The 15,624-nt window shown below is 35.4% G+C and carries 18 protein-coding genes; 7 read left to right on the top strand and 11 right to left on the bottom strand.

Annotated features, from left to right (window positions below; genetic code table 11):
* Position 1 precedes the first annotated feature (1 nt).
* From EIG86_RS01190 to EIG86_RS01180, 3 genes are all read right to left on the bottom strand, one after another.
* Positions 2-622: a bifunctional nuclease family protein gene (locus EIG86_RS01190; RefSeq protein ID WP_127844324.1), complete on the bottom strand. Its 621-nt coding sequence runs from the start codon at positions 620-622 to the stop codon at positions 2-4.
* A gap of 85 nt (positions 623-707) precedes the next feature.
* Complete coding sequence (locus EIG86_RS01185) at positions 708-1,676, bottom strand: electron transfer flavoprotein subunit alpha/FixB family protein (protein ID WP_127844323.1); 969 nt, start codon at positions 1,674-1,676, stop codon at positions 708-710.
* Positions 1,677-1,697: 21 nt separating this feature from the next.
* The gene (locus EIG86_RS01180; protein WP_127844322.1) at positions 1,698-2,444 is read right to left on the bottom strand and encodes an electron transfer flavoprotein subunit beta/FixA family protein; all 747 of its coding nucleotides are present in this window, start codon (positions 2,442-2,444) and stop codon (positions 1,698-1,700) included.
* Between the two features lie 158 nt (positions 2,445-2,602).
* Between EIG86_RS01180 and EIG86_RS01175 the strand changes: the two genes are divergently transcribed.
* Together EIG86_RS01175 and EIG86_RS01170 are read left to right on the top strand one after the other, a co-directional pair.
* On the top strand, positions 2,603-3,583 hold the full coding sequence (locus EIG86_RS01175) for a pyruvate dehydrogenase complex E1 component subunit beta (protein ID WP_127844321.1): 981 nt from the start codon (positions 2,603-2,605) through the stop codon (positions 3,581-3,583).
* Positions 3,584-3,650: 67 nt separating this feature from the next.
* Entirely contained in the window at positions 3,651-6,143 is a 2,493-nt protein-coding gene (locus tag EIG86_RS01170) for a DUF5686 and carboxypeptidase-like regulatory domain-containing protein (RefSeq protein WP_127844320.1), read from the top strand.
* Here EIG86_RS01170 and EIG86_RS01165 read toward each other — a convergent pair.
* Positions 6,140-6,394 (bottom strand): hypothetical protein, encoded by a 255-nt coding sequence (locus EIG86_RS01165; protein ID WP_127844319.1) that lies wholly within the window; start codon positions 6,392-6,394, stop codon positions 6,140-6,142. The genes EIG86_RS01170 and EIG86_RS01165 overlap by 4 nt on opposite strands.
* Before the next feature lie 152 nt (positions 6,395-6,546).
* Between EIG86_RS01165 and EIG86_RS01160 the strand changes: the two genes are divergently transcribed.
* The 4 genes from EIG86_RS01160 to EIG86_RS01145 all read left to right on the top strand — a co-directional run bounded on the left by EIG86_RS01160 (position 6,547) and on the right by EIG86_RS01145 (position 9,996).
* On the top strand, positions 6,547-6,963 hold the full coding sequence (locus EIG86_RS01160; RefSeq protein ID WP_127844318.1) for a DUF2141 domain-containing protein: 417 nt from the start codon (positions 6,547-6,549) through the stop codon (positions 6,961-6,963).
* Positions 6,964-7,064: 101 nt separating this feature from the next.
* Positions 7,065-7,571, top strand: a complete 507-nt coding sequence (locus EIG86_RS01155; protein ID WP_127844317.1) for an inorganic diphosphatase — start codon at positions 7,065-7,067, stop codon at positions 7,569-7,571.
* A gap of 172 nt (positions 7,572-7,743) precedes the next feature.
* Positions 7,744-9,072, top strand: coding sequence for a signal recognition particle protein (gene ffh / locus EIG86_RS01150; protein WP_127844316.1), 1,329 nt, complete (start codon positions 7,744-7,746; stop codon positions 9,070-9,072).
* Between the two features lie 33 nt (positions 9,073-9,105).
* Entirely contained in the window at positions 9,106-9,996 is an 891-nt protein-coding gene (locus EIG86_RS01145) for a bifunctional 5,10-methylenetetrahydrofolate dehydrogenase/5,10-methenyltetrahydrofolate cyclohydrolase (protein ID WP_127844315.1), read from the top strand.
* A 2-nt stretch (positions 9,997-9,998) separates the two neighbouring features.
* Here the strand turns inward: EIG86_RS01145 and EIG86_RS01140 are convergent, their stop codons facing one another.
* From EIG86_RS01140 to EIG86_RS01115, 6 genes are all read right to left on the bottom strand, one after another.
* Positions 9,999-10,403, bottom strand: coding sequence for a YkvA family protein (locus EIG86_RS01140; protein ID WP_240032154.1), 405 nt, complete (start codon positions 10,401-10,403; stop codon positions 9,999-10,001).
* Positions 10,390-11,463: an AI-2E family transporter gene (locus EIG86_RS01135; protein ID WP_127844313.1), complete on the bottom strand. Its 1,074-nt coding sequence runs from the start codon at positions 11,461-11,463 to the stop codon at positions 10,390-10,392. Before EIG86_RS01135 ends, EIG86_RS01140 begins: the two co-directional genes overlap by 14 nt.
* 1 nt (position 11,464) lies before the next feature.
* Positions 11,465-11,890, bottom strand: a complete 426-nt coding sequence (locus EIG86_RS01130) for a VOC family protein (RefSeq protein ID WP_127844312.1) — start codon at positions 11,888-11,890, stop codon at positions 11,465-11,467.
* 46 nt (positions 11,891-11,936) lie between these two features.
* Entirely contained in the window at positions 11,937-12,641 is a 705-nt protein-coding gene (locus EIG86_RS01125; protein WP_127844311.1) for a pseudouridine synthase, read from the bottom strand.
* The gene (locus EIG86_RS01120; protein WP_127844310.1) at positions 12,638-13,492 is read right to left on the bottom strand and encodes an alpha/beta hydrolase; all 855 of its coding nucleotides are present in this window, start codon (positions 13,490-13,492) and stop codon (positions 12,638-12,640) included. The genes EIG86_RS01125 and EIG86_RS01120 overlap by 4 nt, the downstream gene beginning before the upstream one ends.
* 105 nt (positions 13,493-13,597) lie before the next feature.
* Complete coding sequence (locus EIG86_RS01115) at positions 13,598-14,161, bottom strand: hypothetical protein (protein WP_127844309.1); 564 nt, start codon at positions 14,159-14,161, stop codon at positions 13,598-13,600.
* 118 nt (positions 14,162-14,279) lie between these two features.
* On the opposite strand from EIG86_RS01115, the gene EIG86_RS01110 reads away from it, so the two are divergent.
* A complete protein-coding gene (locus EIG86_RS01110; protein ID WP_127844308.1) occupies positions 14,280-14,912 on the top strand; it encodes a 7-carboxy-7-deazaguanine synthase QueE in 633 nt (210 codons plus the stop codon).
* A gap of 189 nt (positions 14,913-15,101) precedes the next feature.
* On the opposite strand, the gene EIG86_RS01105 is transcribed toward EIG86_RS01110, so the two are convergent.
* On the bottom strand, positions 15,102-15,624 hold a 523-nt coding region (locus tag EIG86_RS01105), incomplete at its 5' end, for a T9SS type A sorting domain-containing protein (RefSeq protein WP_157983092.1).

Raw genomic sequence — 15,624 nt, 5'->3', positions numbered from 1 at the left:
GTTAACTCCTTTTGGAAATTTCATCTCGAATTTTGGCGGCTTTTTCATAGTCTTCATCCTGAACCGCTTTTTCCAAAAGTTGATTCAGTTTTTTTGTACTTAGACCGCTAAATTCACTGCGAACAGGTTCATGAGTTTCGGAAGTTTGTGCATCGGTTTGTTGAGAAGTCATATGTTCTGCACTGTAAATATCATTTGAAGGATTTTCACCTTTAAGATATATACCGGCTTTGTCTAAAATATTTTTATAAGTAAAGATTGGCGCATCAAAGCGAAGAGCTAAAGCGATAGCGTCACTGGTTCTGGCATCGATAGTTTCTTCAATACCATCGCGTTCACAGATTAAACTGGAATAAAAAATCCCATCGACCAATTTGTGAATAATCACCTGTTTGATGATAATTTTAAATCGATCTGAAAAGGTCTTGAACAAATCGTGGGTGAGTGGTCTTGGGGGTTTAATTTCTTTTTCCAAAGCAATAGCAATGGATTGTGCTTCAAAAGCACCAATAACGATAGGAAGTTGCCTGTCACTTTCCATATCGCTGAGAAGTAATGCGTAAGCACCACTTTGCGTCTGACTGTAAGATATTCCTTTTATGCTAAGTCTTGCTAAGCTCATACATTCCAAAAATTAAAAAAGCGGTCTAAAATAGGACTGCACCTAAAATTAGACCGCCCATTTGTAGGGGCACAATTTATAAAAATTATGAGTTATTCGCCTTAAATTCTTTTAGTTTTTCAATTAATTGTGGAACAACTTCAAAGGCATCGCCAACGACACCGTAATCTGCAGCCTTGAAAAAAGGTGCTTCAGGATCATTGTTGATGACAACTTTATTTTTGGAAGCACTAATTCCTGCCAAATGCTGGATTGCTCCAGAAATTCCGATGGCGATATACAAATTAGCTGCGACTGGTTTTCCAGTTTGTCCAACGTGCTCACTGTGTGGACGCCATCCCATATCACTTACTGGTTTGGAGCAAGCTGTAGCTGCACCCAAAACATCGGCTAATTCTTCAATCATATCCCAGTTGTCAGGACCTTTCATACCACGACCAGCTGAAACTACAACTTCTGCATCTGCAATGCTGACTTTGTCTGTGTTTTTATCAACAGATTCAACTTGAATACCAAAATTATCATCGCTTAATTCTACTGTAAAATCTTCAACTGTTGCGGATGATTCATTTTCTTTTAAACCGTATGCATTGTTTGACAATCCAATAACTTTTACATCGGTAGAGATAGAAGTTTGATTAAAAGCTTTGTTGGTAAAAGCAGTACGTTCTACTGTGAAATTATCTTCAATTATTGGTAGTTTAACTGCATTTGATGCATAACCAGCATCAAGATTGACAGATAAAATTGGTGCTAGATATTTGGCATTAGCACTTTGGCTAAGTACCACAACTTTACTTTCTTCTTTTTTGGCAGCTTGAGTCAGGACTTCTGCATAAGCATCTGCATTGAATTTTGACAATTTGTCATTGTCAACTTTCAATATTTTATCAACACCATAATTGCCCAGTTCTTCAACATCTGAAGCGTTAATACTTACAGCTGTAACTGAAGTATTCATAAGTTCAGCAATACCTTTGGCATAAGATGCGACTTCAAAAGCCGTTTTCTTAAGCTTGCCGTTTTCTGATTCTGTATATACTAAAATAGACATATTTATTTTTTTTAAATTTTATTAAATCGCTTTAGCTTCGTTATGAAGTAAATCTATCAATTTGTCTAGGTTATCAGCATCTACAAGTTTTACATCACCTTTTGGAGCTGGTTTTCTGAAGATTTCAGCTTTGGTATGTGTATCTGCAGCTACTGGTTCAACAACATTAAGCGGTTTTTTTCTAGCCATCATGATGCCGCGCATATTTGGTATTTTAAGGTCACTTTCTTCAACTAAGCCTTTTTGTCCTCCAATTACAAGTGGAAATGTGGTAGTGATTTTTTCTTTACCACCATCTATTTCACGAACAGCAGTAGCTTTATCACCATCGATATCTAAACTTACACAAGTATTTACAAAGTTAGCATTCATCATTTTAGCCATCATGCCAGGAACCATTCCGCCATTGTAGTCGATAGATTCGCGTCCAGCAATAACCAAATCATATTCTCCATCTTTGGCTACTTTAGCAAGTTCTTTGGCAACCTGAAAACCATCTAGGGCTTCAGTATCTACTCGTATTGCAGTGTCTGCACCTATTGCTAATGCTTTCCTAATTGTTGGCTCTGTGTCTTTTCCGCCTACTGTAACCACATCTACAGAAGCGCCTTGTTTTTCTTTGAACCACATTGCTCTGGTGAGCCCAAACTCATCATTCGGATTGATTACAAATTGAACACCACTAGTGTCAAATTTAGTGTCATTGTCCGTGAAATTGATTTTGGAAGTCGTATCAGGAACGTGGCTAATACATACTAATATTTTCATTTTTTATATTTTATTTCAATTACACTGCGAATATAAGATTTTTGAAGCGAAAATACTATGCACGCATAATAAAAATTTTATAAGATTGTTATGGTTTAAAGCATTTTGAATTACTATTTTTGTCTTTTATTTTTAATACAAAGACAAATTATACATAAATGAGGACAATTCAGTTTAGAGAAGCTATTGCCGAGGCAATGAGTGAAGAAATGCGTGCTGACGAATCCATCTACTTAATGGGTGAGGAAGTGGCTGAATACAATGGAGCATACAAAGCTTCTAAAGGTATGTTAGATGAATTTGGTGATAGACGCGTTATTGACACACCAATCTCTGAACTTGGATTTGCTGGGATTGGTGTCGGTTCTGCTATGAATGGCAACCGACCAATCATAGAGTTTATGACGTTCAACTTTTCGTTAGTTGGTATTGACCAGATTATAAATAATGCCGCCAAAATGCGTCAAATGTCTGGAGGACAATTCAATATTCCTATTGTTTTTAGAGGTCCTACAGCTTCAGCTGGTCAGTTGGGTGCAACACATTCTCAAGCTTTTGAGAGCTGGTTTGCTAACACACCAGGACTTAAGGTGATTGTTCCATCCAATCCATACGATGCTAAAGGTTTGTTGAAATCTGCTATTCGTGATAACGACCCAGTAATTTTTATGGAAAGCGAACAGATGTATGGTGATAAAGGTGAAGTGCCTGAAGACGAATATACTATTCCAATTGGTGTTGCCGATATCAAAAGAGAAGGAACCGATGTTACCATTGTATCTTTTGGGAAAATAATAAAAGAAGCATATAAAGCTGCTGATAAACTGCAAGAGGAACACGATATTTCTTGTGAAGTGATCGACATCCGGACCGTGCGTCCTTTGGATTATGATGCAATTATAAAATCTGTAAAGAAAACCAATAGATTGGTGATTTTGGAAGAAGCTTGGCCGTTTGGTAATGTTTCTACAGAAATTACTTATAGAGTTCAAGATGAAGCTTTCGATTACCTGGATGCGCCAATAATCAAAATTAATACTGCAGATACGCCAACGCCATATTCACCAGGACTTTTAAAAGAATGGTTGCCAAATAGCGAAGATGTTATCAAAGCAGTCAAAAAAGTTTTATATATTTAATACGATACTCAGCTACTTTTAAGCTTCATTTGTATTAAAATAACATTTGAAGCTTTTTTTGTTTTTTATGAAAAACCTATTCCTATTAATTTTTTTGTGTTCATCTCTGGCTTTATGGAGCCAGACTAAAGTAAGCGGGTATATTTTTGATGAAAACGACAATCCTATTCCTTATGTGAATGTCGTGTTTCCAGATACCAGCATTGGAACAATTTCCGATGAGAACGGTAAGTTTTACCTTCAATCTAACGGATCTCAAGACCGAGTTCGATTTTCGTTTATGGGATTTGAAACCAAAACCTTACCGCTAAAAGAAGCTGTAACTTACGATCTGAAAGTAGTTTTAAAAGAAGATTCAGCTCAGTTGAGTGAAGTGATGATTTATTCTGGAAAAACCTCTAAGAAAAATAATCCTGCCATCGATATTCTGAAGAAAATTTGGAAAAATAGACGTGAAAATGGTGTCAAAAAATTCAAGCAATATCAATATGATAAATATGAAAAAATAGAATTTGACTTGAATACCATAGACAGTTCGCTTATCAATAGCAGAATTTTTAATGGCATGGAGTTTATTTTTGAAGATTTAGATACCAACGATCTCACCGGTAAAACCTATTTACCGATTTTCCTTAATGAATCGGCTTCTGAAGTTTACGGAAGCAATATTTTGAATAAAGAAAAAGAAGTATTAATCGGTAACAAAAATTCAGGTTTTGGAAATAACCAAAACTTGATAGAGTTTATCAAAGATTTGTATGCCGAATATGATGTTTACAATAATTACATTAAATTTTTTGATAAAAGTTTTGTGAGTCCGCTTTCAAAAACTGGAGTTGATAATTATAATTATGTTTTGTCCGATAGCACTTTTATTGGAGATAAGTGGTGTTACAATATCGTCTATTATCCTCGCCGAAAAGGTGAGTTAACCTTCAAAGGTGATTTTTGGGTCAATGACACGACATGGGCAATCAAGAAAATAAACCTTACAATGACCAAAGGTGCTAACATCAATTGGGTCAAAGATGTTTATATAGAACAAGAATTTAAAGTCTTGAATGATTCTGTATTTTTGATTACCAGAGATCAATTTATGACCGATTTCACTTTCAGAAAAAAAGAAGAATCTCGAGGTGTTTATGGTAAACGAACCACGCTTTATGATGATTACGAATTCAATCAACCAAAGGACAAAAGTTTCTATAATTACGAGCCAGACTCTTTTAATGAAAAGGTCTATAATCAGGATGATGAATTTTGGAAAACCAATCGGCAGGAAGATTTAAATAGGGATGAGCGACAGGTTTATGAAATGCTAGACACCTTACAAACCGTCGATGCTTTCAAACGAGTTTATAATATTGGAACTATTCTGGCAACTGGCTACTGGGAGCAAGATGGCTGGGATTTCGGTCCTGTGTTTTCTACTTTCGGATATAACGATGTAGAGAAAGTTCGTTTGCGGGTTGGCGGGCGTACTTACTTTTCTCAAAATGACAAGTGGCGTATACAAGGCTTTTTGGCTTATGGATTTGGCGATGATAAATTCAAATATGGTATTTCGGGTAAATGGCTTCTGGATCCCAAGAATCGTTTAATTATTTCTGGTGGAAATCGCCGTGATGTTGAACAGCTTGGCGCAAGTCTCACCAATACTTCAGATGTTTTAGGGCGAAGTTTGGCGTCATCTTCGGTATTAACTGTAGGTTCAAATACCAGTTTAACAAGTATTAATTTAAGCAGTTTTTCTCTGCAAATGTTAGCTTTTAAAAATTTCAATGTTCGTTTGGGCGCAACATACAGAACTTTGGAGTCGGCTTCAGATAAATTTAGTTTAGACTATTATACAGACGAAAATCAAACTACAACCACAGGACTAACACGTCAAACTGAAATTTCAACCATTTTGAAATTTACACCTGGTAGAAAAACCACAGGTTACGGCGTAGAACGTTTAACCGTAAACGTGGATAAATTTCCTGAATTTCTATTGAACTATTCACGCGGGATTAAAGATGTGCTTAGAAGTGATTTCAATTATGACAAACTGCAATTATTCTACAGACAACCTATTCAAATTGGGGGTTTTGGTAGATTTACATCTACATTGGAAGTTGGTAAAACCTTTGGTGAAGTGCCATTGAGTTTGCTGAATGTTGTGCCTGGAAACCAAACTTTATTTTCTATTCAAGGAACATTTCCTCTTTTAGATTTTTACGATTTTGTAACAGATACTTATGCAAGTGTGAGTTTTGAACACAATTTCAACGGTCGCTTTTTTTCCAGAATTCCAATAGTTAGAGATTGGGATTTGAGAGAAATTGTTTCTGTACGGGCTGTTTCTGGTAGCATTTCAGATGAGAATCAAATGCTGAATGCGTCTTCAACCAATCCAATCCTGATGGCTCCTGACAAAGAACCCTATTGGTCTTATAGTTTTGGGGTCGGTAATATATTTAGAATTTTACGCATAGATTTCCACTTTCGAGGCAATTATAGAAATTTGCCTGATGCCAGAACTTTTGGTGTGACGGGAGGTTTTGGATTCTATTTCTAAGAATTCTCAATAGCTTCAATCTTTTTGCGATTTTTGGATTTCAGTTGTACAATAATTATGATTACCGCAACAATTGGGAAAGTACCAACCACAAGCAAACTGTCGAATTTGCCGTTCATAATTTCGTAGATAAGATAGCTTATATAAGATAACCAAACTAAAAAAATGAAGTACAAAATAGCCTTTAGGGTTTTAGCTTTAGATTTTAAAGACTCCAAGTCTTGAGTTTTGTTTTCAGTTTGAGATGTCATAATTGCCTATTTTTCAAAATTTAAATTTACAAAAATCATATGATTTTCAGTGAAAAATCAATTCGTCAGTAAAATACTTCAACTCGTCAGAAACTTACAATTCTATAGCAGAATACAATCTATATTTGAAATGAACTTAAAACTTTAAAGTCATGAAAAATTTAGTAAGATTAGCCTTAATGATTGTTATGATGAGTAGTCAAGGTCTTGTTGCTCAGGAAAAAACAACACTTATTGTAAAATTTGAAAATATTGAAAAAACCTCAGGAACGCTCCATGTTGGAATTTTTGAAAAAGACAACTTTCTTAAAAAACCAATAGCGGGGAAAAGTATTGAAGTGAAAGGTTCAACACATACTGTTCAGTTTGATAATATCGATTTTGGAGTGTATGCAATTTCGGTATTTCAAGATTTGAATGCCAATGGAACAATGGATACAGAAAGTAATGGAATGCCTGTAGAACCATGGACAATGTCTGGTAACCCCAATCCTTTTGCTGCTCCGTATTGGGAAGATGTGAAATTTACTTTCGATACAAACAATAAAACCGTAAAGCTCAAAATTTAAGAATTCACCTCAAAATCAAGTTTTTATTTGTTTTATGTTGATAGAAAAGTCAAAGTTTTTATTATTTTTGCCGTCCTCTAAAATTATTTAAAATAAAGATTATGACATTTGATGTTTTGATAGAAATCCCAAGAGGGAGCAGAAATAAATATGAATACGATTTTGATTTGAAGCAAATTCGTTTCGATAGGATGTTGCACACTTCTATGATGTATCCTGCAGATTACGGCTTTGTTCCGGAAACATTGGCTTTGGACAATGACCCGATTGATGTTTTGGTCTTGTTTACCAATCCTGTAGTACCAGGCTGTGTCGCAGAAGTTCGACCAGTTGGAGTGCTCAATATGTCAGATGAAAAAGGTCCTGATGAGAAAATAATTTGTGTACCTAGTTCGGATCCAATGTCTGATTCGATTCATAAATTTTCAGATTTGAATCCACATACTATAAAGGAAATAGAACATTTTTTTAGAACCTATAAAGATTTAGAAGATAAAGAAGTGAATATTGGTGCTTGGGGCGATGAAAAAGAAGCGATTGAATTGGTAGAAAAAGCAATTACCCGTTACAAAGAAAGTGATTCAGTAGCAAACAACTTTAGTTTGTAATACGAATAGTTTTATAACGTCTAAGCAACCCAATAAAATTGATTTTATTGGGTTGCTTGCTTTTATGATAGCCTGGAAATCAAAATTGAAAGTGTTTTGCTTTTTTAATTTCCAAAAACTTCTTCATTAGCAATCAAATCCTTATTTTTGTGCACAAAACCAAGTAAAGATTATGTTTGATAGTTTAAGTGATAAGTTAGATAAAGCCTTTCACGTCCTTAAAGGACACGGGCAAATTACAGAAGTCAATGTTGCCGAAACACTTAAAGAAGTGCGTCGCGCTTTGGTAGATGCCGATGTTAATTACAAAATCGCTAAAGAATTCACCAATACGGTGAAGGAAAAAGCATTAGGACAAGATGTTTTAAAAACATTGAAACCTAATCAATTAATGGTGAAAATCGTCAAAGATGAATTGACAGAATTGATGGGTGGTGATGCTGAAGGTGTAGATTTATCTGGAGATCCAAGCGTGATTTTAATGTCTGGTTTACAAGGTTCAGGTAAAACTACATTTTCTGGTAAGTTGGCAAACTATCTTAAACGAAAGAAAACGAAAAAACCACTTTTAGTAGCTTGCGATGTGTATCGTCCTGCAGCTATAGATCAGTTGCATGTTGTCGGAGATCAGATTGATGTTGAGGTATTTTCAAATAGAGAAGAAAAAAATCCTGTTAAAATTGCTGAAGCCGCCCTTGCGCATGCTAAGCAAAACGGTCACAATGTGGTGATTCTCGATACCGCTGGTCGTTTGGCTGTGGATGAGGTGATGATGAACGAAATATCGGAAATTCACAAAGCAATCAAGCCACAAGAAACTTTGTTTGTTGTGGATGCCATGACAGGTCAAGATGCTGTGAATACAGCCAAAGCTTTCAATCAGGTTTTGGATTATGATGGCGTGGTTTTGACAAAGTTAGATGGTGATACACGTGGTGGTGCAGCCATTTCCATTAAATCTGTGGTGGATAAGCCTATAAAATTCATCGGGACAGGTGAAAAAATGGATGCTATCGATGTGTTTTATCCATCAAGAATGGCAGATCGAATCTTAGGAATGGGAGATGTTGTGTCTTTGGTCGAAAGAGCCCAGGAACAATACGATGAAGAAGAAGCGAGAAAAATTCAAAAGAAAATTGCCAAAGACAAATTCGGTTTTGATGACTTTTTGAAACAAATTCAGCAAGTCAAAAAAATGGGAAGCATGAAGGATTTAATGGGTATGATTCCTGGTGCTGGCAAAATGATGAAAAATATGGATATTGATGACGATGCATTCAAACACATCGAAGCCATTATTCATTCTATGACGCCAAACGAGCGTGAAAACCCACAAGTCATAAATGCAAGTCGTAAGCGAAGAATTGGAAAAGGTTCAGGAACTTCTGTACAAGAAGTCAATCAACTTTTGAAGCAATTCAATCAAATGAGCAAAATGATGAAAATGATGCAAGGTGGTGGCGGTAAAAAAATGATGCAAATGATGAAAAACGTCAAATAACTAATTGCTTAAATCTTCCCTAACAATCCAAGTATGACTATTCTCGACGGAAAAAAAATAAGTAACGACATCAAAAATGAAATTAAAGCTGATGTTGATAAAATGAAAGCTAAAGGCGAAAAAGTTCCTCATCTAGCAGCGATAATTGTTGGGAAAGACGGTGCAAGTTTGACTTATGTAAATAGCAAAGTGAAAGCTTGTGAACGGGTTGGATTTGAATCTTCATTACATAAATTGCCAAACACCGTTAGTGAGTTGGAATTGCTAGCCAAAATTGAAGAATTGAACCAAAATGATGATATTGATGGTTTTATTGTCCAATTGCCTTTACCACCACAAATTGATACGCAGAGAGTTTTAAATGCCGTAGACCCAGACAAAGATGTCGATGGTTTCCATCCGACAAATTTTGGTAAAATGGCTTTGGATATGACGTCTTTTATTCCAGCAACACCTTTTGGGATTCTGGAACTGCTTGAGCGCTACGATATTCCAACCAAAGGTAAACATACTGTTGTTATTGGTCGCAGTTATATTGTGGGCAGACCAATGAGTATTTTGATGGGGCGCAGTGGTTTCCCTGGAAATTCAACTGTGACTTTGACTCACGAGTTTACCAAAAACATCACGCAAATCACTTCACAGGCTGACATCATTATCATTGCAGTTGGCATTCCTGATTTTCTCAAAACGGAAATGATTAAAGATGATGCCGTTATTATTGATGTCGGCATTACACGAGTGCCTGATGAAAATGCAGAGAAGGGTTACGTCATTAAAGGAGATGTGGACTTCGATCAGGTAAGTAAACGTGCTTCTTATATTACGCCTGTTCCAGGTGGAGTGGGACCAATGACCGTTTCAATGTTGTTGAAAAATACACTTTTAGCTAGAGAAATGCATAGACGAAAAGCGAATCTTTAAGATCAAATTTCAATTTCTCTGTGATTTTCTTCTTTCTGATCAGCTTTCCAAGCTTCGTATTCTGTGAGATCATCTCCTACCATTTTCAGGACAAAAGTCAGGACTGTAATATCATCCAGATAACCTATAAATGGAATGAAATCTGGAACTATATCAAGCGGATTGATGATGTATAATATAGCAAATATTGCTGAAGCTAAAGTTTTCCAAGGTGTTTTTGAATAATGTTTTTGCTTAATATCTTTCAGCATGTTGAACAACAACATTATTTTTTCTCGATATTTTTTCCAGTTGGGATGGTTGATTTTTGCAAACAATTCATCTTTACGATTGATGGCTTGTTCATGATCTTCTTCAGATATTTTAGAAGATTGTTCTTCAACATAAGTTTGGTCAACTTTCTTCATTGCCTTGTTCTGTTTTTTGTTTGGAGTCTTCATCAAATATTTTTTTCTCTGGTTCGGGTTCGCCGTATTCTTTCTTATAAATCATAACAATCAATAGGAATAAAGATAGTAATAATGGACCGAAAATTAAGCCAATAAAGCCAAAGAGTGGTACACCAATTATCACGCCGATTAATGTGATTAGAGGATGTTCATTGGACATTTTTTTCAAAATAAGTAAACGGACAATATTGTCTGAAGATCCGACAACAATCACTCCGTACAATAAAACACCGATGGCTGAAAAAGCATCTCCATTATAAAAAAGCAATAAAGATACAGGGATAAATCCTAAAGCAGTGCCTACAAAAGGAATCATGGAACCAATGGTAGTAATCACAAACCAAAACCAAGGATCTGAAACTCCGAAAATAAAATAGCCTATCAAAGAAATAATCCCTTGTATTAAAGCAACTAATGGAATTCCAATGGCATTGGCTTTTACTTTTCGACCAGATTCCATAGCGATTAACTTCAGGTTTTCAACATCTATAGGTATATAGGTTTCCATGGATTGTGTAAGTTTCTTCTGGTTGAGTAACATATAATAAAGTAAAAAATACATGATACTCACAGCAATTAAAATTTCAAAAGTACTACCAGCCAAACCTTGCAGGTTTTTGGATAGCCAGTCTGTGATTGCAGAACTATCTATGTTTTCACTCAATTTATAGCCAGTCATTTCTTCAACTTGAGTAAGTTGAGCTTTAACAGCTTCGACTACTTTTTCAGAATTCTTTATAGCATAACTAATTTTTGAACTCAACATAAGGACAATTCCTAAAACAGGAACTAAAATGAGGATAAAAGAACCAAACATCAAACTGCTAACCGCCAAAGTCTTATTCCAACCGCGATTCAACATTTTACTCATCCAACCTTTCAGTAAAACAAAGAAAGTGATTGCCCCTAAAATACCAGATATATAAGGTAGCATTTCCTTGAAAATCAAACCGCCTAATGCAAGAATGATCAATAAGATAAAAATTTGTCTAACGAGTCTTGGTGAAAGATGCTTCATGTTATTTTGCGAAAAGTTGATTCATATTTTTAAAGCTTTTGAATTCTAGTGCATTTCCACTTGGATCTTTGAAAAACATAGTGGCTTGTTCACCAGGTTTTCCTTTGAATCTAATATAGGGCGCAATGACAAATTCGATTTGTTTTTCTTGTAAAACTTTTGCAAAATTATGAAAATCTTCCCAAGCCAAAACCACACCAAAATGCGGAACTGGAACTTCGTGGCCGTCAACAATACTGAAGGCATCTTCTCTTGGTTGGTGTTTTTTGTCTTCATGAATCACAAACTGATGTCCAAAAAAATCGTAATCGACCCAATGAGAATCACTTCGACCTTCTTGAAATTCTAAGGTTTCAGAATAAAATTTTCTGTTTTTAATCAAGTCATTAACTGGGATGGCAAGATGAAAAGGCATTATTTTTTTCATGGCATTAAATTTATGAGGGTAAATTTAATTATAATCAATTACAAAGTTATGCTTTGTACAAATCTTTGACTTCTGCCTCAGTTAATTTTCTGTATTTGCCTTTTTCAATATCCAGTGTAATATTCTTAATTCTGATCCGTTTCAGCGTTCTGACGCGATAATCTAGGGCTTCACACATTCTTCGGATTTGTCGATTCAAGCCTTGAGTCAAAATAATTTTAAATTTTTTTTCATTCATTTGTTCTACCGTGCAAGGTCTCGTAATGGTATCTAAAATTGGAACACCTGTACGCATTTTTTTTAGAAAGTCTTCTGTGATATTCTTATCAACAGTTACAATATATTCTTTGTCATGATAATGTCTTGCACGTAAAATTTTGTTAACAATTTCGCCATCGTTTGTCATCAAAATCAGACCTTCGCTCATTTTGTCCAAGCGTCCTACAGGATAAATGCGCTCAGGATAATCTACAAAGTCAACGATATTATTTTTTTCAACTCTAGCATTTGTAGTACACACAACACCTTTAGGTTTATACACTGCCAAATATACTTTTTCCTGATTTGCATTTTGTTCGATAATTTTTCCATCGACTTCAACTTGGTCTTCGGGTTTAACCTTAGTGCCCATTTCAGGAATTTCCCCATTGATGGTAATGCGACCTTGTGCCAAAAGTTCGTCCGCTTTGCGACGAGAACAAAACCCAACTTGGCTTAGAAATTTGTTGATTCTTATTGGTGTTTCACTCATGATTTTGCTTCTAAAAATTCAATAATTTCTTGTCTGATTTCTGCTTTATATAAAGAATGTCCTGCACCTTCTGTGATTACTAATTTCGAGTGTTCTAAGGATTTAGCTATACTTTTGGCTGCAGAAACTGGTGCTACTTTGTCATATTGGTCGTGAATAATTAGAGTGTTTTGCTTGATGGATTTAGCAAATTTAGCTATCGAGAATTCTTCAAAATGATATCCGAATTTGGCTTTGAAAAAAACATTCAAATCTAAAATAAATTTAGTGTTTAAATTCAATATTCGCTTGTAATCAGACATTATCGATTTCATTTCTGAAGGTGCGCCAAGCAAAACCATTTTTTCAATATGCTCGGTATAGTTCAGATATTGGTTGTAGACCAAAGTCATCCCACCAACGCTATGACCAATTAGAAAATTTGGTTGATAAAGCTCTATAATATGATCTAGACATTCCGCATAAAGTGGCACGCTAAGTTGTTGACCTTCAGAATTTCCATGAGCAGGAGCGTCGAAAGCAATAATATTAAAGTTTTTGGTTTGTAAATCTAATACTAAATCTTTCCAGCGGTAAGTGTTGCTATCCCAACCATGAACTAGAATTACAGTTTTTCCTTCGCCTTTCCAGTGATAGGTTTGCAATTTTAAATCATTCACTAGCACTTTTGTAGATTTTGCCGACTTTAAAAAATTGACTTGCTCAGGTTTTATTTGTCCTTTTCTTGGTGTAGAAAATAATTCATAAGCCTTTTGAATCGCTTTTTGAGGTTTGACTAAGTATAATGAATTCAGTTTTAGACCAACAATTTTTGGAAGAAAGTGATTTACTATTTTCTTGGTTTTTTTCATTTGAAATTTTGTAAGTCTGGAGTGTTGAATGATTTCAAAGCAATACAATTAGGCTTGCTGTGATTCTAAAAGCCATATGATATTAGACTATTTCAAAATCAAAAATCATTTTACATCTTCAGTAAATCTAAGCCAAAAATATTTGATAGGTGCATCGTTAGGAATTTGGTTGGCTTCAATTTTAGCTTCATTGTCAAACCTCAATTCACTTGGCAAATGTTTTTTGTCAATAACAATATATGCGCCGAGGTCTTCCAAAGTCAAAATAACACTGTTGATGCTGTTTTGAATATTTGAAATTTTATGATTTTTATAAATCTCACCGTATTTACTTTGGCTAGATAAGCCGGTTTCTGTTTTGAAGCGACCGCCTAAAATCTGAATTTCTTTAATAGTACTGGTAGAATCATTATATACTCTAGGTTCAATCAGCAAGATCAAACTATCTCTTGAATTGTAAACTTCCAAATCTTGATTTCTGTTGAAACGATCTGGTTCTTGTTGATGCAAAGAATCTTCGACAAGAATTCCTTTTAATTCATAAATTGCTGTGTTTTGGTCAACTTGGCCTAAAGTGTTCTTAGCAATACGGTTGTTTGATTCTGAATTTGAACAAGCAATCAGCAACAATACAAAACTTACTATAATTAGTGGTTTCAATAGTTTCATCTGAATTTTTTTTCAAAAATAAATAAACTCCGTTACTTATATTGGTTTCTTTAAAATAAATTGGCAGATGATATTCCATAAGATTTTATTTCAGTAATCTAATCAGTATCTTTGCGCCATGCAAAAAGAAGAAATAGAAAAACTAGTTCAGAAAGGCGAAATGTTGCCGCTTATGGAAGAGTTTTATACCATTCAAGGCGAGGGGTTTCATACAGGAACTTCGGCATATTTCATCAGAATTGGTGGATGCGATGTTGGTTGCCATTGGTGCGATGTCAAAGAAAGCTGGGATCCTGAACGACACCCGCCAACACCAACAACTTCGATTGTTGAAAATGCCACTAAATATAGCAAAACTATTGTAGTGACGGGAGGTGAGCCGCTTACTTGGGATATGAATGTGCTAACCAACAGTTTGAAAGCAAATGGATTACAAATCCATATTGAAACCTCTGGTGCATACGATTTAACTGGCGTTTGGGATTGGATTTGCCTGTCACCAAAGAAAATAAAACTGCCAAAACCAGAGATTTATCCTTTGGTGAACGAATTGAAAGTTATTATTTTCAACAAACACGATTTTAAATTTGCTGAAGAACAAGCAGCAAAAGTAGGAGAGGACTGTGAATTATTTTTACAACCGGAGTGGAGTGTTAGAGACAAAATGATTCCATTAATGGTAGATTATGTCATGAATAATCCGAAATGGCGAATTTCTCTACAAACTCATAAATATTTGAATATTCCTTAAATTTTCTCCTCCTAAAGTTTATTCTACACTAATTCAATCAGGTATAGTAATTTTTAGAAATTCAACGATTCATAATTCAAAATTTGGAATTCAAAACTCAACCAGTCACCAATCCTCTAGCGAGTACCACGAGCAAACAACGAGCGAGTAAAAAGTCCTCCCCCTTAGGGGGAGCTAGAGGGGGCTTTTTTACTCCCTCACCACCTTCACATGGCTCTGTTGACCATCCACATCTGTTAAAGACAAGATATACACGCCCGATTGAAGTCCAGACAAATTCACTTGCTTTTGATTTACCGCACCAGACTGCAAGACTTTGCCTTGCAAGTCATAGACGGCATAAGATTTAAACTCATGCTCATAATCGATATTGACTAAACCAGAAGTTGGATTAGGATATAGTTTAAGTTGTAGTTTTACAAAATCATCCGTGGATACTGTCGAACAATTCCCAGTACCAAACTGAGCGATAAAAAAATCACTATCCCCACCTGATTTGTTGAGTGGCCCGGCTGGATGATTATTTAAAAGACTACTACCAAAATAGCCCCCGGCAATGATGTTTCCATAGTCATCCATTGCAATAGACATAAAATGATCTTGTGTACTGGAAATTGTAGGCATGCTGATGACGGCCTCGGTATCACCTGTGGTGGCATCAAAACGAATGATGCTTGGGTCAGGGACGAGACCTTGTCCATCTGGTCCAGGA

Origin of the sequence: Psychroflexus aestuariivivens, assembly GCF_004010055.1 — a bacterium.
Taxonomy (GTDB): Bacteria; Bacteroidota; Bacteroidia; order Flavobacteriales; family Flavobacteriaceae; genus Psychroflexus; species Psychroflexus aestuariivivens.
Note: the sequence above shows the minus strand (reverse complement) of the source record. Positions and strands in the feature narration are given on the sequence as shown.